A 19469-nucleotide genomic window follows, 5' to 3' on the forward strand; every position below is an offset into this window, starting at 1 on the left:
GTGAGAGAGCCATGCCCAGACGGGTAACCACGGAACCCGCCCGAGACCGGGGGCCGGCCATCCTCGCCCCGGCCCGGTTCGGCGGCTTCCCCGGACCGGTCCGCCCGACGCTGCCCGGCAACAAGCTGCTGCGGCTGCTCGGCACCACCGACGCCAAGCAGATCGGTCTGCTCTACCTGGCCACGGCGTTCGTGTTCTTCCTGATCGGCGGGGTGCTGGCCCTGCTCATCCGGGCCGAGCTGGCCCGGCCGGGAATGCAGTTCCTCTCCCCCGAGCAGTACAACCAGGCGTTCACCATGCACGGCACGATCATGCTGCTGCTCTTCGCCACCCCGCTGGTGTTCGCCTTCGGCAACTACATCGTCCCGTTGCAGATCGGTGCCCCGGACGTGGCGTTCCCCCGGCTCAATGCGTTCGCGTACTGGCTGTACCTGTTCGGCGGGACGATGGTCGTCGGCGGCTACCTCACCCCCGGCGGCGCCGCCGACTTCGGCTGGACCGCCTACAACCCGCTCAGCGACGCGGTGAACTCCCCGGGCATCGGGGCGAACCTGTGGGTGGTCGGTCTGGTCGTCTCCGGCCTGGGCACCATCCTCGGCGCGGTCAACCTGATCACCACCACGCTGACCCTGCGCGCCCCCGGCATGACCATGTTCCGGATGCCGATCTTCACGTGGAACATGCTGCTCACCGCCGTCCTGGTGATCCTGGTCTTCCCGCTGCTGGCCGCCGCGCTGCTGGCGCTGGGGGCGGACCGGCTGCTCGACGCGCACGTCTACGACGCGGGCACCGGTGGGCCGATGCTGTGGCAGCACCTGTTCTGGTTCTTCGGCCATCCCGAGGTCTACATCGTGGCGCTGCCGTTCTTCGGCATCATCACCGAGATCATCCCGGTGTTCAGCCGCAAGCCGATCTTCGGCTACACCGGTCTGGTGCTGGCCACGGTCGCGATCACCGTGCTGTCGATGACCGTGTGGGCGCACCACATGTTCGCCACCGGCCAGGTGCTGCTGCCGTTCTTCAGTTTCCTGAGCTACCTGATCGCGGTGCCCACCGGGGTGAAGTTCTTCAACTGGATCGGCACCATGTGGAAGGGACAGCTCACCTTCGAGACGCCGATGCTGTTCGCCATCGGCTTCCTGGTCACCTTCCTGCTCGGCGGCCTGACCGGGGTGCTGCTGGCCAGCCCGCCGGTGGACTTCCACGTCACCGACTCGTACTTCGTGGTGGCGCACTTCCACTACGTGCTGTTCGGCACCATCGTGTTCGCCGCGTTCGGCGGGGTCTACTTCTGGTTCCCCAAGATGACCGGCCGGCTGCTCGACGAGCGGCTCGGCAAGCTGCACTTCTGGACCATGTTCGTCGGCTTCCACGCCACCTTCCTCGTCCAGCACTGGCTGGGCGACGAGGGCATGCCCCGCCGGTACGCCGACTACCAGCCCGGCGACGGCTTCACCACGCTCAACATGATCTCCACCGTCGGCTCGTTCGTGCTCGGCGCGTCCACCCTGTTCTTCCTCTACAACGTCTGGAAGTCCTGGCGGTACGGCGCACTGGTGACCGTCGACGACCCGTGGGGCTTCGGCAACTCCCTCGAATGGGCCACCACCTGCCCGCCGCCGCTGCGCAACTTCGACCGGATGCCCCGGATCCGCTCCGAACGCCCCGCCTTCGACGCCAAGTACGGCCCACTCGTCGCCGACCTCGGCCGGGACCTGCCGCAACGCACCACCCGCCCGCCGCAGGAACTGCACGACGAGTTGCACCACGAACGGCACGTCCCCGAGTCGCCGGCGGCCGAGGGCGCGCACGGGGCCCGGGAGGCGGTGGAGTACCAGCCCGCCCCGCAGTCGGGCGCCCGCCCGGTGGTGGTACCCGAACCGGAGGACGTCCGCCGGCCCGGCTTCGCGCACTCCGACGCCCCCGAGGACGACCGGCCCGACGACACGGACCCCGACACCCCGCAGCGGTGGCGGCACCCGCACGACAGGGACGACCCGGGGCAACGCTGACCGACCGGCACACCGTCGGGCCGGCACCGCGAGGCGGTGCCGGCCCGATGTCGGCTCGGGCCGACGGGGTCGGTTCAGGCGTCCACGGTGGCGGGCAGGCCGGCGGCGGCCAGCGACCGGCGCACCGCCGGCCGCACCCGGGTCAGCCGCAGCGGCACCCCGGTCCGCAGGGCGGCGTCCCGGCCGGCCACCAGCGCGGCGATACCCCCGGCGTCCACCCCGCCCGCGCCGTCCAGGTCCACCACCAGCTCGCGGGGCTGCCCGGCGACCGCCTCCAGCATCATCCGGCGCAACTGGTCCGCGCCGTCGCGGTCGATCTCGCCCCCGACCTCGACCACGGTCCGCTCCGCGGTGCGTTTGACCGCGATCCGGTTGCGGCCGGTGTCCGTCTCGGCTGTGCCGTTGCACCAGGGCGGCGGGGTGTCGGCGAGCATCGCCTGACGCAGCCAGGTCAACGCCCGCGACAGCAGCCGGGACACGTGCATCTGGGAGATGCCGAACCGGGCGGCGATCTCCGCCTGGGTCTGGTTGCCGTAGAAGCGCATCGCCAGGATGCGCCGCTCCCGCCAGGGCAGCCGGTGCAGCAACCCGCTGACGGTCACCCGGTCGTCCACCGACTCCAGCGCGTTGTCCGACTCGCCGACCAGGTCACCGAACTCGGCGGAACTCTCCCCGCCGACCGGCGCGTTGAGCGAGGCGGGGCTGTAGCCGGCCGCCGACTCCAGGGCGGCGAGGATCTCCTCCTCGGGCGTCTCCAGCCGGGCCGCCAGCTCGGCCACGCTCGGCGCGCGGGACAGCTCACTGGTCAACGCCGAGGTGGCCTGCCCGACCTCCAGGATCAGGTCGCGCAGCCGGCGGGGCACGTGCACCCCCCAGGTACGGTCCCGGAAGTGCCGCTTGATCTCCCCGACGATGGTGATCGCCGCGTACGCGGTGAACGAACCCCGCTCGGGGTCGTACCTGTCGACGGCGTTGACCAGGCCGAGCCGGGCCACCTGTTCCAGGTCCTCCAACGGCTCACCCCGGCCCCGGTAGCGACGGGCCAGCCGGCCGGCGAACGGCAGGGCGAACCGGACCAGGTCCTCGCGGGCCTCCCCCCGGCGCTCCGGTGGCAGGCCGGCGATCCGCGCGGCGTACGCCAGCGCGGCGGCGTCCAGGTCCTCCAGCCCCCGGTCGGTCGGAGGTGGTGTGGTCGTGGTGGTCTGTCCGAACATCCGCGCCTCCCTCAGGAAGGTCCCCCGCCCGGATCGGGCCGGTTCGGCGCGTGGTGGCACCACGCACCGGGTCGGAAGTGGGGTTTCACGTGCCGTGCCGGGATCACCGGACACGCGCGGGCAACGACCGGCCGCCACGCGGCGGACCGTCGCGGCGAGCGGTCTTCCCGCTCCCCAGGTACTCAACCACGCGTCCCCGGGTTCGCGAGGATGTTTCGGTGTGCCGGCTCCGGCCGGGCGGCGCGGACACCCCCGGCGTCCCCTTTCCGGGCGACCCGCCGGCCCTCCCCGACCCGGCCGCGCCGTGGGACCCGGGCCGGTCAGGACACGGCCAGCCCCAGCGGCGCACCCGCCTCGCGCAGCCCGGCCAGCGCGTCACCGACGCTCAGCGGCGGCGGTGTCGGCAGGTCGTACGGCTGCCCGCGCAGCACCTCGGTGGCCCGCCGGGTGGCCACCGACGCCACCGGGTAGCCCCGGGCGGCGGTCCGGTCCAGGGCCCGCCGGCGACGGCCGAACGCCGCCACCGCCAGCCACTGCGGCAGCCCCGCCACGGCCGGTGAGCGCAGCCCCGGCGACTCCGGCAGCACGTCCACCGAACTGAACGGCTCACTGCCGGCGAGCCACCACTCCACCTCCTCGACGCTGCGCCGGGTGGCGTTCTCGCACCAGTACGGCACCAGCCCCGCCCGCACCACCTGCCACGGATCGAACACCCGGCCGCACTCGACCACCAGCCGGTCGCCCGTCTTGCCGGCCCGGCGCAGCCAGCTGCGGTACAGGTCGGCGGTGGCCGCGCTGAGCGCCCCCGGGTGCGGCACCCCCACCTGGCGCAGCTCGTGGCCCCGACCACCGGCCCAGTGCCCCAGCGCGCGGACGAACTCCGGTTCCACCCCGTGTTCGGCGGACTCCCCGGCGGCGGTGACCGCCGGCGGCTCCCACCCGTCCCCGGTCGCCCCGGCGGCCCGTAGCACCTGACGTAGGGCGGGCGAGTCCGGGTGGAAGTCCACCGGCCGCAGCCCGCTGGCCGGGCAGCCGAGCTGGAAGCTGTGCCCCTGCCCGGAGTCCGACACCGGCCACCGGCGGGCGTCGTCGACCAGCAGCACCGCAGCCCCGGGGGTCAGCCGGTCGGCCAGGAACCTGGCGTACGCCACCGGCAGCACCCGCCAGCGGGCCACCAGGCTGATCGCCGTGCCGGCCGACGCGCCCCGGCTCGCCGGGCAGTGCACCTGACGCAGGTGCAGGCCGGAGTTGCCGGCAAGGATCCGGGCGGCGAACGCGGCCCCCTGGTCGAGCGCGGCGGCGGGACGGTCCACCGCGCCGTGCGTCCAGTGGGCGGTCATCTCGAAGCCGGTGGGCAGCCAGGGCACCCCGAGCGCCACCGCGAGGTGCACGGCGGCGGCGTGCGGCGCGCCCAGCAGCACCGCCGGGTACCGCTGTCGGGGGTACTGGTCGGCGATCCAGCCGGCCACCCGTTCCCCGTCCACCTCGCCGGCCTGGGCGACGGTGAGCGGCCCCCGGCCGGCGTTGCGCGCGACGGCGAACCGGGAGGCGGACGTCGCGTGTCCCAGGTCGGCGCAGTCCACCCCGCGCAGCGCGCGGGCGGCGGCGGCCACCAGCACCCGTGCGGTGCTGCCGGCCGTGACGATCCGGTCGCCGGCCAGGCCGGCGCCCTGGGCCGTCGGCCCGGCCGGTGCCGTCCGCACCGGCTCCACCCCGCCTCGTTCGCTCACCACGCGGCCCGGCTTCCCGCCCCTTCGGGGTCTAAACGGGGCATCGCGCCCTGACCGGTGCGATCCCCGACCCGCCCGCCGGTACGCCCTACCGGTGCGCCCCGGTCGGCGACCGCCCAGCGCGGCCCGGGCCGGCCGGGGTGGGCGTCGACCGGACCGGGCACCGGGCCCGGAGACTAGACGAGATCCTCCGCCTCGACGATCTGCCGCTCGGCCGCCATCATCCGGTCCCGGATGCGTCGGGTGGCGTCGCCGTCGGCGAACAGACCCCGCAGGTCGGCCAGGGACGGCTCCGGAGCGCCAGGCGACACCGCCGGGTCCACCACCGCCTCCAGCACGCACGGCCGGTCGGCGGCGAGCGCCTCGTCCCAGGCCGCGCCGACCAGTTCCGGCCGGTCCACCCGGACGCCGTGCAGGCCGAGCAGCCGGGCCCAGCCGGCGTACGGCACGTCGGCGCGGCGACCGGGCACGCCCGGCTGCCGGCGGCCGTCGCCGAGCCCGGCGTGGTCCCGGTTGTTGAGCACCAGCACCACCAGCCGGGGATCGGCCCAGTCCTGCCAGCGGTGGGCCACGGTGATCAGCTCGGCGAGGCCGTTGAGCTGCATCGCCGCGTCGCCGAGCAGGGCGAGCACCGGGGTGTCCGGGCGGGCCAGCTTCGCGGCCAGCGCGTAGGGCAGGGCGCAGCCGAGCGAGCCGAGGGCACCGCAGAGCTGCGCGTCGACCCCGGGTGGCAGCATCAGGTGGCGGGCGTACCAGGAGAGCACCGAGCCGACGTCGACGGCGACCGACCCGGCGTGGGGCAGCCGGGCGGACAGTTCCCGCAGGACCAGTTGCGGGTTGACCGGCTCGGCCGGCTCTGCGGCGTGCGCCGCGGCCTGGCTGCGCCACCTGTCGACGGTGCTCTCGACGGTGGCCCGCCACTGCCGCTCGGGGCGGTCGGCGACCTGGCCCAGCAGCGCGCGCAGGGTCTCGGTGGCGTCGCCGACCAGCGGCACGTCCACCGGATACCGGGTGCCGATGCGTCGCCCGTCGATGTCGATCTGGATGGTGCGGGTCTGGCCGGGCAGCGGGAAGTAGTCGGTCCAGGGGTCGTTGGTGCCCACCAGCAGCAGGGTGTCCGCGCCGCCCATGAGCTGCGCGGCGGCCGTGGTGCCGACCTCGCCGAGCACACCGGTGTGGAACGGCAGCCGTTCGTCGAGGACGGGCTTGCCCAGCAGCGAGGTGGCCACCCCGGCGCCCAGCCGGTCGGCCAGCGCCACGATCTGTTCCGCCGCGCCCCGACCGCCCTGCCCGACCAGGATCGCCACCCGCTGACCGATGGTGAGCAGCGCCGCAGCGGCGTCCAGGTCGGCCTGGTGCGGCAGCACCCGGGCCAGCGGTTCGCCGGGGGTCGCGGTGAACACCCCGGCCGGGTGTGGTTGCAGGTGCGCCACGGCGGCCTCCTGCAACGCCCGGGGCAGCACCACGCAGGTCGGGCTCCGGGTCGCCGCGGCGGTCCGGAACGCCTGGTCGAGCAGGGCCGGCACCTGCTCCGGGGCACGCCCGTAGCGGACGAACTGGTGGCACACGTCGCCGAAGAGCCGGCTCAGCCCGATCTCCTCGTGCACCTCGCCGAGTGGCCCGGTGACGTCCTCACCGACGATCGCCACCACCGGTTTGCCGTCCAGCTTCGCGTCGTACAGGCCGTTGAGCAGGTGCACCGCGCTGGGGCCCTGGGTGGCCAGGCAGACCCCGATGCCGCCGGTGAACTTGGCGTGCCCGGTGGCCATGAAGGCGGCGCTCTCCTCGTGCCGGGCGGGGACGAACTCCGGGTCCCCGCCCGCGGCGTCCAGCGCCCCGACCACCGGGGCGATCGCCGCCCCCGGGCAGCCGAAGACGCGGGGCACCCGCCAGGCCCGCAACCGCTCCACGACCAGGTGTGCGACGGTGCGGTCAGCCATGGTCGCGTCCCGGGGTGGCCGGGTCGACGTAGCGCAGCACCGCGCCGACGCCGTCAGCCAGGTCGGGGGCCTCGTCCGGCCCGAGGACGGTCAGGTCGGCGTCGGTGCCGACCAGTGCCCGGACCAGGGCGGCGTCGGCCCGGACCCGTTGCGGGTCGGCCACGGCGGCGAGCTGGTCGGGCGCGGTGGCGATGTCGGTGGCCCGGGGGCCGATCCACAGCTCGCCGTCGGCCGACGGGTCGTCGACCAGCAGCATGGTGTCGACCTGGTTGCGTTGCAGGGCGGCCACCACCGCGTCCAGCCCGACGCCCACGTCCTGCTGGGTGCCGAACCGGTCCAGCGCGGCGCTGACGTGCTGGTCGGCGACCTCGGCGATGGTCTGCACGGTGACGTCGTCCATCGCCGCCGGGTCGGCGCCGCCGGCCCGGGAGCCGGCGTCGGTGCGGACCACCAGGTCCTGCCAGCGGGCCGGCAGCTGGGCGGCGATCATCCCGGTGGCCCGGACGTCCCCGGCGACCACCACCACGTCCGCGCCGACCCGGTCGGCCAGTTCGGCGGTGGCCGCGGCGGCGTCCCCGGCGTTGTGGTGCCAGGCCTCCGTCGCGGCCCGCTGGTAGCGGGACTGGGACCAGCCGCCGGGCTGCACCCGGCGCAGCGGGTAGCTCTGCCGGCCGGTGACGTGGGCCCGTCGGGGCACCCCGCCGGCGCTGACCGCGACGGCGTCCGCGCCGGTGCGGTCGGCGAGCACCCGGACCCAGGCGACCTGTTCCCCGCGCTGCGCGAGCAACGGCATGACGTGCGGCAGCGGGGCGTACGCGGCCAGATCACGCAGGGGCGGCGCGGCGAGGTACTCGGAGAGCACCACCCGGCCCCGGTTGGCGAACGCGGCGAGTCCGTAGTCGCCGGGCAGCGGGTCGTGGCCCCGGACCACCCGGTCCAGCGCCGCGATGGTCGGCTCGTCCGCGCCGTCGGCGGCGAGTTGCCCGGCCAGGGCCCGCCAGCGCAGGTCCAGCGCCGGACGCGCGTCCTGGGTGTCCCGGGAGGCGTCCAGGTAGACCGAGCACCACGGCCCGGGACGGTCGTAGAGCGGGTGCAGGAAGGACAGCTGCATGCTCGACCCCTTTCCGGCTCGGCCGCCCGCTTACCCGCGCCACCGGGGATGTCACCTCGGCCGGGCCGGGGGACGTGACCGTCGGTTCATTCATGTCATTCGACCCGGAAGACGGATACCATCAGTGAACGGAACCGGACTCTCGGTGGTGAACATGGACAGCGATCTCCGTAATCGGGTGATCCGCCCGACGCAGCGGATATTCACCGGGCGGGTCGTCCGGTTCATGGACGGCTACACCCGCGAGGTGCGCATCGGCCAGCCGGTGCTGGTGGCGGTGCTGACCGCGGCGAGCGTGGCGGGCCTGCTGGTGATGCTGGTGCGCACGGCGCTGTCGCAGTCCGGCGGCGGCGCCCGCCGCAAGTGGAAGGACCTCAAGAAGGGGCCGGAGTTCCTGGTCACCCCGGTCCGGCTGCGCGACGACCAGGGCCAGCTCTACGAGGTGGAGCTGCACGGGCACCTGGCGCAGAGCGCGGTGCACCCGTCCGACTGGGTGCAGCTCACGCTGCGCCCGCAGGACGTCGACCTGCCGCCCCGCATCGAACGGATCGTCAACCTGACCACCGGGCAGTTGCTCACCCCGCGTACCGCCACGGTGTGGAGCCACCTCGGCCCACCGCTGCTGATCCAGGCGGTGCTGGGCGCGGTGCTGGTGCTGCTGGTCGCCGCCGCCGTGGTCCTCGTCTGACGCCGACCGGCCGCGCCCGACCCGACGGGTCAGGGCCCGCGCGGCAGCAGGCGGCGACGGGCGGCCGGGGGTGGTCAGCCGACCGGGGTCAGCGGGCGCTGCTCCCCGGTGCTGCGCAGCAGGCCCCGGCGGGCGGCCCAGCGTTCGAAGAGCAGGGTGGCGAAGGGCGGCACCGCGCAGACCAGGGCGACGAAGGTGACCCCGGGCGACCACCGGTGCAGCCGGGCCACGGCGAGCACCAGCAGGCCGTACGCGACGAAGAGCGCGCCGTGGATCGGCCCGAAGACCTGGACGCCGATCTCGTTGCCCGGCGGGCCGTACTTGACCGCCATGCCGACCAGCAGGGCCAGCCAGGAGCAGGCCTCGGCGATCGCCGCCGCCACGAACAGCCGGGTCGTCTTCTCGCGCATCGCGCCATGCTATCCAGCAGCCGTGACCTGCCGGCCCGTGACGGGCGGCGGGCGACGGGGATCACCCGGGTCGCCGGTGGGTAGGTAAGGGTCCTTCGGTTCTTCCCGGTTCGCCGGGGACGTGCGAGGTTTGTCGGGACCAACGGTGACAGGGCGGTGGCCATGGGCGAGGAAGTCGGAGCGCGCACGTTCAGCCGGGAGGACCGGGCCCGCTACCGGGAGAAGGTCCGCCGGTGTCTGGACGTCTTCGCCGAGATGCTGCGGGAGTCCCGGTTCGACGTGGAGCGGCCGATGACCGGTCTGGAGATCGAGCTGAACCTGGTCGACGACGACTCCCGGCCCACGATGCGCAACGCCGACGTGCTCGCCGCCGTCGCCGATCCCAGTTTCCAGACCGAGCTGGGCCAGTTCAACGTGGAGATCAATGTCGCGCCCCGGCGGCTCGTCGGCACCGGCACGGCCGAGTTCGAGTCCCACGTCCGCGCCAGTCTGAACGCCGCGGAGGAGAAGGCCCGCACGGTCGACGCCCACATGGTGATGATCGGCATCCTGCCCACCCTGGAGCCGGGGCACCTGACCGCCGGAGCGCTGTCGTCGAACCCGCGCTACGCGCTGCTCAACGAGCAGATCTTCGCCGCCCGGGGCGAGGACCTGCGGATCGCGATCAGCGGGGTGGAGCGGCTGGCGACCACGGCCGACACGATCACCCCGGAGGCCGCCTGCACCAGCACCCAGTTCCACCTCCAGGTCAGCCCGGCCGACTTCGCCGGCTACTGGAACGCCGCCCAGGCGATCGCCGGGGTCCAGGTGGCACTGGGCGCGAACTCGCCGTTGTTCTTCGGCCGGGAGCTGTGGCGCGAGACCCGGGTGCCGCTGTTCCAGCAGGCCACCGACACCCGTTCCGAGGAGATCAAGGCCCAGGGGGTACGCCCACGGGTGTGGTTCGGTGAGCGCTGGATCAACAGCGTCTTCGACCTGTTCGAGGAGAACGTGCGCTACTTCCCGGCGCTGCTGCCGGTCTGCGACCCGGAGGACCCGGCGCAGACGCTGGCCGCCGGTGGGGTGCCGAGGCTTGCCGAGTTGCGGTTGCACAACGGCACCATCTACCGCTGGAACCGCCCGGTGTACGACGTGTGGAAGGGCCGTCCGCACCTGCGGGTGGAGAACCGGGTGCTGCCGGCCGGGCCGACGGTGGTGGACACGATCGCCAACGGCGCGTTCTATTTCGGGCTGGTCCGGGCGCTGGCCGAGTCGGACCGGCCACTGTGGTCGCAGATGTCGTTCAGCGCGGCGGAGGAGAACTTCACCAGTGGGGCCCGGCACGGCATCGACGCGCAGGTGTACTGGCCGGGGTTGGGTTACCTGCCGGCGACCGAGCTGGTGCTGCGTCGACTGCTGCCGTTGGCACACCAGGGGTTGGACCGGTGGGGGGTGGACCCGGCCGAACGTGACCGGCTGCTGGGCATCATCGAGCAGCGCTGCCTGACCGGACGTAACGGCGCGAGCTGGCAGGTGGCGACGTTGCACCGGCTGGAGTCGGCCGACCATCTCGACCGGCCGGAGGCGTTGCGTGAGGTGGTCCGCCAGTACGTCGAGCTGATGCACAGCAACCTGCCGGTCCACGAGTGGCCGGTAACCGATTGACTTTCGATAGGTTGCGAGCGATAGTCGATACATGACGACGGCGCGCTGGGCGGTCACCGCCCTCAGAGTCTTTCTCGTGGTCCTGTTCGCGGTGTTGGTGCTGTTCCAGACCATGTCGCTGCCCGGCCAGTTCGCCCACCTGGCCCGGGAGTCGCCCGAGCAGGCGTACCTGCGCTGGCCGGCCACCGCCGTGACGGTGTTCTGGGTGCTCTGCGTCCAGGTGGTGATCGTCGCCACCTGGCGGCTGCTCACCCTGGTCCGCAACGACCGGATCTTCAGCGAACCCGCGTTGGCCTGGGTGGACGCCATCGTCTGGGCGGTCGCCGCCGGGTGGCTGACACTGGTGGGCGTGTTCCTCTACGTCGGGTTCCACGCCGACGACCCCGGCCTGCCGATGCTGCTGTTCCTGCTGTCCGTCGGGGCGACCGTGCTCGGACTGCTGATGGTGGTGATGCGGGCGCTGCTGCGCCAGGCCACCACGCTGCGCTCCGACATGGAAGCGGTGATCTGATGCCCATCGTCGTACGCATCGACGTCGAGCTGGCCAAACGCAAGATGAGCGTCGGCGAGTTCGCCGAGCGGGTCGGGCTGACCCCGGCGAACGTGGCCGTACTGAAGAACGGCCGGGCCAAGGCGGTGCGGTTCAGCACCCTGGAGGCGATCTGCCGGGTGCTCGACTGCCAGCCGGGCGACCTGCTCGAATACGTCGACGACGGGGAGCCGACGTCGTGAGGTACCTGCTCGCCCCCGCCGCCGCCGCGCTCCTGGCCGCCGGGGTGGCCGGCGTCGTGCTCGGCGAGTCCGACGACTCCCCCGGGCTCCAGTTCCTGGGCGGACTGCTGGTCATCGGCGCGGTCGCCATCGGCGTCCGGCTCGCCCGCCGCCCACGCTGACGCCACCGAGCCGACCCGGGCGGGCGTGCCGGCGACGGCGGTCAGGGCGTCGGCCAGTTCCGCAGCAGGGCGTCGAGGGCGTCGAGGACCCGGGTCCAGCTCTGCCCGGTGTCGGGGACGCTGTGGTCGAAGCTGCCGCCCAGTTCGAGGTTGACGTAGCCGTTGAAGACGCTGCCGAGCAGCCGTACCGCATGGGTCTGGTCGGGTTCGGGCAGGTCGTAGCCGCGCAGGATGGCCCGGGTCAGCTCGGCGTGCCGCCTGCCGGCGCTGGCGGCGGCGGTGGCCGGGTCGAGCCTGAGCTGGGCGGCGGCCCACCGGCCCGGGTGGGCGCGGGCATAGTCGCGGTAGACGCCGCCGAGGGCGGCCAGCGCGTCCCGGCCGGCCCGGCCGGCGAGGGCGTCAGCGGCCCGGACGGCCAGCTCGTCGAGGGCCAGCAGGGCGATCCGGGTGCGCAGGTCCTCGGAGTTGCGCACGTGCGCATAGAGGCTCGCGACCTGCACGTCGAAGCGCCGGGCGAGCGCGGAGAGGGTCACCCGGTCGAACCCGACCTCGTCGGCCAGCTCCGCGCCGGCCCGGGTGAGACGTTCCGTGGTCAAGCCCGCACGTGCCATAACTCATTATGCGTTTGCCTAAAGTTTTTAGGCAAATTACCGTGACCGTCATGGAGCCACTGACCGAGCAGGAGATCCGTTCCGCGTTCGTCAACTGCACCAAGGGCGAGAGCAAGCGGCTGTACGTCCCCCGCGACCTGGCCGGGCGCCCCTGGCCCGACCTGGACTATCTCGGCTGGCGCGACCCCCGCGCCCCCGACCGCGCCTACCTGGTCACCGAGGTGGCCGGCCGGCGGACCGCCCTGGTGCTGCGCTGCCCCACCCCGACCACCAGGCAGCCACCGCGTGGCCTGTGCGCGATCTGCCTGACCTCACCCGCCGGTGGCGTCAGCCTGATGGTCGCGCCGAGGGCCGGCAAAGCCGGGCAGCAGGGCAACTCGGTGGGCACCTACCTCTGCACCGACCTCGCCTGCCCGCTCTACGTCCGCGGACGTAAGGACCCCGGCCCCGGCACCCGGATGCAGGAGTCGCTCACCACGGCCGAGAAGGTCCAGCGGCTGACGACGAACGTCGCCGCGTTCGTCGCCCGGGTGACCGGCTGACCCCGACCGACCGGGGCGGCGTGGCCGGCGACGGGACCGCGCGACAGCGGTCCGGTGCGCACCGGGCCACGCGGCGACGCTCACCCCGGGGATGACACCGCCTCGTCGAGCACCAGCACCATCCCGGCCCGACCCGCCACCTCGCCGAGGACCTCGCGCACACTGCGCCGACGGTCGAGCCGCGCCCCGACGAAGCTGACCGGGCCGTGGAACGACGCCCGCCCGACGCCACCGCCGAGCGTGAAGGTCGCCGCGGTGAAGACGCTCGCCGCGAACCGGGTGTCGCCGTGGAACTGGACGCCGGTGAAATCGGCGTGGCCGACGTGGCAACCGCCGAGGTCGAGGTCGACCAGGGTGGCCCCGCAGAGCATGAGGTCCATCCCCGGCCAGTGCGGCCCGCCCGGGGCGTCCGTCGACGGACGCAGCCGCGCCGCGAGGATCCGCTGCGCGGTGCGCCGCAGCTCCAGCTCGGCGGCCTGCCCGTCGGTGCGGGGCCCGGCCAGGTCGAACGACAGCGGCATCCGCAGGTGGCCGCAGACCGCGTCCACCACCCGCTGCCGCAGTTCCGGCCGGGCGTCGCCGAGGTCGGCGAGGGCCGCCAGCCCGGCCCGGCGCACGTCCGGGTCGGTGTCGGCGAGCTGGCCAGCGTACGGCCGGACGGAGTCGTCGGGCACCAGCTGCGCCCCGTCCGGCCCGGCCGGTGCCAGCGCCGGCGTCCAGCCCAGCGGCCAGCACACCGGGCCGTCGTCGGCCGCGCCGGCCCAGGTCGCGGCGGTGAGGTCCACGGTGGGCTGGTCGAGGTGGACCGGACCGGCGAACCGCGCCTGCCGGAACGTCGCGGCGGCGGCGAACCGCGCCTTGAAGAACCAGGTCGGACCAGCGAAGCGGGCCTGCCGGAACGACACCGGTCCGACGAAGCGGGCACCGTCGCCACCCTCGCTCCACTCCTGGTAGTCACCCATCAGCACGGCGACGGGCCAGTGCGGGTCGGCCTCGTTCGGCTCGTCCCAGGGGGCCGGGGAGGTCTCCTCGACGGTCTCCCAGGCCGGGTCGTCCTCCCACCACTCGTCCTCGCCCCGGCCGAACCAGGCGAACGCGGCGAACCGGGTGTCGGTGAAATCGGCGTCGGCGCGGAAGCGGGCCCGACCGAATGCGGCATGGTCGAGGAACCGGGCCCGGGTGAACCGGGCCGGGCCGTGCCAGAGGGTGCGGGCGAAGTCGGCGACACCGGTGAACCGGGCGTCGGCGAACGAGGTGGCCCCGAGGAACCGGGCGTCGGCGAACCGGGCCGCACCCAGCACCGCGCCGGCGAGGTCGAGATCCACCAGGGTGGCCGCCCGCAGGTCGAGGTCGACGGCGGACGGTGGTTCCGGGTTGACGCCCGGGTCCACCGACCCGGCCGGGGTCTGCGCCGCCGGGCGCAGCAGCACGGCCAGCACCCGGCCCGCCTCCCGCCGGGCGTCGGTGTCCCACCCGTCGGCGTCCGTCGACGCCCGCAGCCCGTCGGCGAGCGCCGCGACCGCCCGGGACCGCAGCCCGGGATGCCCGGCCACCAGGTCACCGAGGCTACGCAGGGCGGCGAGCCGGCCCGCGCCCGTCTCCTGCGTCACCGCGCGGACGGCTTCCTGAAACGCCGGTTCCGCCTGTCCGACCGTCACCCGACCTCCCCACCCGAGCCCCCGCCGGGACGCCCCGGCGTCGCGCAGGATAGCCGGACCGACCGACACCGACACCGACACCGGCCCCGGGCGGGCGGCGCGGCGTACGCGTCAGCCGCCCCGGGCGAACAGGGCCAGGCGTACCCGGTTCGGGCTGTCCGTCTTGGTCATCAGGCTGGTGATGTGGGTCTTAACCGTGGTCACACCGATGTGCAGCCGGTCGGCGATCTCGGTGTTCGACAGCCCCTCGGCCACCAGGGCGAGCACGTCCTGTTCGCGGGCGGTCAGCCCGGCCGCCGGGCGGGACGGCTCGGCGCGGGCGTGCACCGCCCGGCGGACCAGCCGTTGCAGCACCTCCTCGCTGAACGGGCTGCCCCCGGCGGCGGCCCGGCGCACCCCGTCGACCAGCTCGCCGGGCGGGGCGTCCTTGAGCAGGAACCCGCAGGCCCCGGCGGTGAGCGCGGGATAGAGGTGGTCGTCGTCGCCGAACGTGGTCAGCACCAGCACCCGGGTCGCCGGCCGGTCGGCGAGGATACGGCCGGTCGCGGTGATCCCGTCGACGCCGGGCATCCGCAGGTCCATCACCACCACGTCGGGGACGAGCCGGGCGGCCAGGGTGACCGCGTCGCGTCCGTTGTCGGCCTCCCCGACCACCTCGATGTCCGGCTGCGCGTCACAGAGCATGCGCAGGCCCGCGCGGATGAGGTGCTGGTCGTCGACCAGCAGCACCCGGATCACGACCGCCGCGCCGGGTAGGGACCGGCCGACCCGGGCGGCGGGGTCGCCGTACCGCCGGGAGGTGGGCCGGCGGCCGGGGACGGGCCGGCCTCGGTCGACGCCACGGCGGGCAGCACCGTGCGGACCCGCCATCCGGTGCCGGCGGGGCCGGCGTCCAGCCGCCCACCGAGCACCTCGACCCGTTCCCGCATGCCGGTGAGGCCGTGCCCACCGCCGGGTGGCACCGCCGCCGGCGCCCAGCCCCGCCCGTCGTCGGCCACTTCCCAGTGGACGGCGTCGTCGACCACCGACACGGTCAGCCGCGCCCGCGCGGACGTTCCGGCGTGCTTCACCACGTTGGTCAGCGCCTCCTGGGTCAACCGCAGCACCGCCAGCCCGCGTACCGCGTCGAGGGCGCCCACCGCCGGGGCGACGTCCGCCTCCACCGTAACCCCGGCCTGCCGGGCCCGGTCGACCGCCGCCCCGAGCGCGGCCGGCAGCGCCGACGGCTCGATCGCGGTCAACGTCGCGTCGCCGTGCGCCACGTCGGGATCGCGCAGCACCGCGACCAGCCCGCGCAGGTCCGCCAGCGCCGCCGTCCCGGTGGCGTGCACGTCGTCGAAGACGGCACCCACCCGGGGGTCGAGATCGGTGAGGACGTGCCGGGCGACACCGACGCGCAGCACCATCGAGGCCACGTGGTGGGCCACCACGTCGTGCAACTCCCTGGCGATGGCGCTGCGTTCGTCGGCGCGGGCCGCCCGCTGCTCCGACTCGCGGTGCAACTGCTCGGCCCGGTCCCGTTCGTCGGCCTGCCGGCCGAGTTCCCGGTTGGTCCGCACCACGGTGCCGATCAGCAGCGGCAGGCCGACGTCGACCAGCAACCCGAACACCGTGCCGGTGACTCCCCGGCCGGTGTGCCCGGACGGGTCGAACGCGGCGACCACGGTCAACGCCACCGCCGCCCACCATCCGGTGCGGGGTCGCCGGGACCGCATGGCCACCTCGAGCAACGCCCAGCTCGCCCCGACCTGGTTGATCGTGGTGTCGTCGAGGACCACGATCGCGGCCACCAGCAGCGCGGTCTGCGCCGTCAGGTTGAGCAGTGGCCGGCGGTGGGCCAGCAGCGCGACGGCGAAGGCGGCCGCCGCGAGCGCCCACTGCCGGCCCGTGGGTGGCTGCCCGGTCTTGGTGCCGAAGAGCAGGTAGCACAGGCCGCTGAAGTCGAGCAGGACCATTCGCACCAGCGTGTCCCGCGTGTCGAACAGCCGTCCCAGCCAGCCCACGCCGATCAGCCTACGGACCGCAGGACCGGCGCCGGACCCGCCTGGTGGGTGGCGGTCACGCGGCCAGCGCCAGGTCCGGACGACGCCGCCGGGACACCACCACCGCCGTCGTGGCGAGCGCGGTCGCGGCCACCAGGGCGGCCAGCGCGGCGACCGTGGTCAGGTCCGGCCGCAGCAGCGGCTGCCCGCGCAGCGCCTGCCAGGTCAACAGCAGCGTGAGTACGCCGTACCCGGTGCCCGCGACGGCCAGCAACCGGACCCGGTCGGTCTCGTCGAGCCGGCGGCCCAGGTATCGGCGCAGCAGGAAGGCCAGGATCGGCAGCGCCTGCATGGCGTGCAGCCCGACGAAGTGCCCGATCCGCAGGTCGCCGCCGGTGGTGCTCCAGCCGAGGACGGGCAGCCCCGGTCCGCCGTCGGGCACCCCGACGCTGTGCGCACCGGTGATGCCGGCGTCGGCCGACGCCTGGCCCGGCTGGGTCATCGGCACCGCCACCAGCATGCCCAGCGCGGACACGCCGAGCCCGAACCCCATCGCCCACCGGGTGACCCGGTCCCCGGCCCGCCGCACCAGCAGGGTGACCGCGACGACGACGTGCGCGACGAACAGCACCATGACGGCCGCGCCCATCACCCGCCAGAGCGCCGCGTTGAGCGGGCTGGTCGCGTTGTAGTGGCTGGTCGTGCCGCGCAGCACCTGCCCGACGATCACCGCCATCTCGATCAGGGCGGTGGCCACCACCACGCTGGCGGCCCACTCCCCGACCCGGCTGCGGCGGGGCAGTTGGGCCAGCATCCAGGCGAGGGTGATCCCGTAGACGACGAAGGACACGGAGAACTTGAACGGCTTGAGCCAGATCGGCACGCCGGTCAGCACCCGGGGGTCGGCGACCATACCGACGGCCGTGACCACGGCGAGCACCGCCATCGCGGCGCTGAGCAGAACCAGCGGGCGGTGCCGTCGGGCCGCCCGGGACATCAGGTGAGTCATGCCTGTAGACGTTCGTCGGTCGACGGCCCGACCGCGTCCGACCGGGAGCCCCGGTCACGACCCCCGGTCGGAGATCGACTCCTCCCCGGGGAGGAGGTGGGCCGCCTGCCGATTGACGGCATCGAAAACGGTCAGTACCGTGGGACGGAAAGCGCTTACCTACTCGAATTGACTGGTCAGCGCGTCGGGACCGGCCCCGGTCGTCCCGCCGGCAACATCTCGCGTCCGACGATCCGGGCTGGTCCGGCGCGAGGGCTCCCTCCCGTGACGGGCCGGTAGGGCGGGCCCGCCCGCACCGACCCCGCCGGGCACCGGAGTCGCCGGTCCCCCCGTGCGGGCTCCCTCACCACATCCACAGGAGAGAACCATGATCCTTCGCCAGCGCCGTACGGCGTGGTGGATCTCCGCAGTCGCCGCGACGGCGCTCACCACCGCCGGCGCGGTGGTCACCGCGAACGCGGCCCAGGCCGCCGCCGGCTGCCGGGTCGACTACACGGTGGCCAGCCAGTGGTCAGGCGGTTTCACCGCGAGCATCACCCTCACCAACCTCGGCGACCCGATCAGCTCCTGGGCGGCCACCTGGTCGTTCACCGCCGGGCAGCGCGTCGACCAGGGCTGGAACGCCACCTTCAGCCAGAGCGGCAGCACCGTCAGCGCGGCGAACGCCGACTACAACGGCGCCCTCGGCACCAACGGCACGGTCACGTTCGGCTTCAACGGCACCTGGACCGGCAGCAACCCGACGCCGACGGGCTTCGCGGTCAACGGGGTGGCCTGCGGCGGCCCCACCGCGCCCCCGACCACGGCACCGCTCACCACCCCACCCCCGACCACCCCACCCCCGACCACCCCGCCGCCCACCACGCCCCCGCCGACCACGCCGCCACCCACGACCCCGCCGCCCGGCGGCAGCACCCTGTACGTGGCGACCAACGGCAGCGCCGGCGCGGCCGGCACCCAGGCGAACCCGACCACCCTCGCCTCCGCCATCACCCGGATACCCGCCGGCGGGACGATCTACGTGCGGGCCGGGACCTACCAGCTCGCGCAGACCGTCACCATCGAGCCGGGCAACAACGGCACCGCCAGCGCCCGCAAGAAGCTGTTCGCCTACCCGGGCGAGAAGCCGGTGCTGAACTTCTCGGCGATGAGCGAGGACCCGGCCAACCGGGGGCTGGCGCTGAACGGGTCGTACTGGCACGTCCAGGGCCTGATCGTGGAGCGGGCCGGCGACAACGGGATCTTCGTCGGCGGCAGCAACAACATCATCGAGCGGACGGTGACCCGGTTCAACCGGGACAGCGGCCTCCAGCTCTCCCGGATCGCCTCCAGCACCCCCCGCGACCAGTGGCCGGCCAACAACCTGGTGCTCAGCGCCGAGTCGCACGACAACGCCGACTCCGACGGTGAGGACGCCGACGGCTTCGCAGCGAAACTCACCGTCGGCACCGGCAACATCTTCCGGTACGCGGTGTCGCACAACAACATCGACGACGGGTGGGACCTCTACACCAAGACCGACACCGGCCCGATCGGCCCGGTCACCATCGAGGACTCGCTGGCCTACAACAACGGGACGCTCAGCAACGGCACCCAGAACGGCAACGGTGACCGCAACGGCTACAAGCTCGGCGGCGAGGACATCGGGGTCAACCACATCGTCCGGCGCAACATCGCCTTCCGCAACGGCAAGCACGGTTTCACCTACAACCGCAACCTCGGCACCATGACCGTCTCGAACAACCTCGGCATCGACAACACCGAGCGCAACTTCTCGTTCGACGGCGGCAGCTCGGTGTTCCGGAACAACACCTCGTGCCGTAGCGGCAGCGGGTCCAACGACAAGATCGTCGGCAACAGCGACAGCTCCAACCAGTTCTGGAACGGCAGCAACGGCTCCCGCTGCGCGTCGTACACCGGGGCCATCGGGTGGTCCTTCGCCGCCGACGGACGGCTCGTGGTGACCCTCGGCGGCCGGCAGGTCACCCTGTAACCGCCGGTATCCGTCGGGTGGCCCGGCCGGTC

18 protein-coding genes are annotated in these 19469 nt (G+C 73.9%); 8 read left to right on the forward strand and 10 right to left on the reverse strand.

The window, feature by feature from the left end; all coding sequences use genetic code 11:
- Nucleotides 1–11: 11 nt before the first annotated feature.
- Nucleotides 12–2012, forward strand: a complete 2001-nt coding sequence (gene ctaD, locus ACN267_RS10805) for a cytochrome c oxidase subunit I (RefSeq protein WP_281898124.1) — start codon at nt 12–14, stop codon at nt 2010–2012.
- Between the two features lie 74 nt (nt 2013–2086).
- Here ctaD and ACN267_RS10810 read toward each other — a convergent pair whose 3' ends face one another.
- From ACN267_RS10810 to ACN267_RS10825, 4 genes are all read right to left on the reverse strand, one after another.
- Nucleotides 2087–3226: a SigB/SigF/SigG family RNA polymerase sigma factor gene (locus ACN267_RS10810; protein WP_204960293.1), complete on the reverse strand. Its 1140-nt coding sequence runs from the start codon at nt 3224–3226 to the stop codon at nt 2087–2089.
- A 320-nt stretch (nt 3227–3546) separates the two neighbouring features.
- Nucleotides 3547–4929 (reverse strand): hypothetical protein, encoded by a 1383-nt coding sequence (locus tag ACN267_RS10815; protein WP_204960351.1) that lies wholly within the window; start codon nt 4927–4929, stop codon nt 3547–3549.
- 203 nt (nt 4930–5132) lie between these two features.
- Nucleotides 5133–6896 (reverse strand): thiamine pyrophosphate-binding protein, encoded by a 1764-nt coding sequence (locus ACN267_RS10820; protein ID WP_204960294.1) that lies wholly within the window; start codon nt 6894–6896, stop codon nt 5133–5135.
- The gene (locus ACN267_RS10825) at nt 6889–8007 is read right to left on the reverse strand and encodes a Vms1/Ankzf1 family peptidyl-tRNA hydrolase (RefSeq protein ID WP_204960295.1); all 1119 of its coding nucleotides are present in this window, start codon (nt 8005–8007) and stop codon (nt 6889–6891) included. The genes ACN267_RS10820 and ACN267_RS10825 overlap by 8 nt, the downstream gene beginning before the upstream one ends.
- Nucleotides 8008–8152: 145 nt before the next feature.
- On the opposite strand from ACN267_RS10825, the gene ACN267_RS10830 reads away from it, so the two are divergent.
- Nucleotides 8153–8695, forward strand: coding sequence for a hypothetical protein (locus tag ACN267_RS10830; RefSeq protein ID WP_204960352.1), 543 nt, complete (start codon nt 8153–8155; stop codon nt 8693–8695).
- Nucleotides 8696–8769: 74 nt separating this feature from the next.
- Here the strand turns inward: ACN267_RS10830 and ACN267_RS10835 are convergent, their stop codons facing one another.
- On the reverse strand, nt 8770–9105 hold the full coding sequence (locus tag ACN267_RS10835; protein ID WP_204960296.1) for a DUF3817 domain-containing protein: 336 nt from the start codon (nt 9103–9105) through the stop codon (nt 8770–8772).
- 162 nt (nt 9106–9267) lie between these two features.
- Here ACN267_RS10835 and ACN267_RS10840 point away from each other — a divergent pair, with 162 nt between their 5' ends.
- Genes ACN267_RS10840 through ACN267_RS10855 form a run of 4 tightly spaced genes read left to right on the forward strand, consistent with a single transcriptional unit; the run spans nt 9268 to nt 11642 of the window.
- Nucleotides 9268–10749, forward strand: coding sequence for a glutamate--cysteine ligase (locus ACN267_RS10840; protein ID WP_204960297.1), 1482 nt, complete (start codon nt 9268–9270; stop codon nt 10747–10749).
- Nucleotides 10750–10780: 31 nt separating this feature from the next.
- The gene (locus ACN267_RS10845) at nt 10781–11260 is read left to right on the forward strand and encodes a DUF2975 domain-containing protein (protein ID WP_421488550.1); all 480 of its coding nucleotides are present in this window, start codon (nt 10781–10783) and stop codon (nt 11258–11260) included.
- A complete protein-coding gene (locus ACN267_RS10850; protein ID WP_421488551.1) occupies nt 11260–11481 on the forward strand; it encodes a helix-turn-helix domain-containing protein in 222 nt (73 codons plus the stop codon). Before ACN267_RS10845 ends, ACN267_RS10850 begins: the two co-directional genes overlap by 1 nt.
- A complete protein-coding gene (locus ACN267_RS10855; protein WP_281898136.1) occupies nt 11478–11642 on the forward strand; it encodes a hypothetical protein in 165 nt (54 codons plus the stop codon). The genes ACN267_RS10850 and ACN267_RS10855 overlap by 4 nt, the downstream gene beginning before the upstream one ends.
- 41 nt (nt 11643–11683) lie before the next feature.
- Here ACN267_RS10855 and ACN267_RS10860 read toward each other — a convergent pair whose 3' ends face one another.
- Entirely contained in the window at nt 11684–12238 is a 555-nt protein-coding gene (locus ACN267_RS10860; RefSeq protein WP_421488552.1) for a TetR/AcrR family transcriptional regulator, read from the reverse strand.
- 65 nt (nt 12239–12303) lie between these two features.
- On the opposite strand from ACN267_RS10860, the gene ACN267_RS10865 reads away from it, so the two are divergent.
- Nucleotides 12304–12795: an FBP domain-containing protein gene (locus ACN267_RS10865; RefSeq protein ID WP_281898140.1), complete on the forward strand. Its 492-nt coding sequence runs from the start codon at nt 12304–12306 to the stop codon at nt 12793–12795.
- 80 nt (nt 12796–12875) lie between these two features.
- Here the strand turns inward: ACN267_RS10865 and ACN267_RS10870 are convergent, their stop codons facing one another.
- The 4 genes from ACN267_RS10870 to ACN267_RS10885 form a co-directional block, all read right to left on the reverse strand.
- Nucleotides 12876–14453, reverse strand: a complete 1578-nt coding sequence (locus tag ACN267_RS10870; RefSeq protein WP_421488553.1) for a pentapeptide repeat-containing protein — start codon at nt 14451–14453, stop codon at nt 12876–12878.
- Nucleotides 14454–14564: 111 nt separating this feature from the next.
- Nucleotides 14565–15191, reverse strand: a complete 627-nt coding sequence (locus ACN267_RS10875) for a response regulator transcription factor (RefSeq protein ID WP_421488554.1) — start codon at nt 15189–15191, stop codon at nt 14565–14567.
- Entirely contained in the window at nt 15188–16456 is a 1269-nt protein-coding gene (locus ACN267_RS10880) for a sensor histidine kinase (protein ID WP_204960304.1), read from the reverse strand. The genes ACN267_RS10875 and ACN267_RS10880 overlap by 4 nt, the downstream gene beginning before the upstream one ends.
- 55 nt (nt 16457–16511) lie before the next feature.
- On the reverse strand, nt 16512–17444 hold the full coding sequence (locus tag ACN267_RS10885; RefSeq protein ID WP_204960305.1) for a hypothetical protein: 933 nt from the start codon (nt 17442–17444) through the stop codon (nt 16512–16514).
- 367 nt (nt 17445–17811) lie between these two features.
- On the opposite strand from ACN267_RS10885, the gene ACN267_RS10890 reads away from it, so the two are divergent.
- Entirely contained in the window at nt 17812–19437 is a 1626-nt protein-coding gene (locus ACN267_RS10890; protein WP_421488555.1) for a cellulose-binding domain-containing protein, read from the forward strand.
- Nucleotides 19438–19469 lie beyond the last annotated feature (32 nt).

This window comes from Micromonospora sp. WMMD734, from assembly GCF_049178975.1.
Classification (GTDB): domain Bacteria; phylum Actinomycetota; class Actinomycetes; order Mycobacteriales; family Micromonosporaceae; genus Micromonospora; species Micromonospora wenchangensis.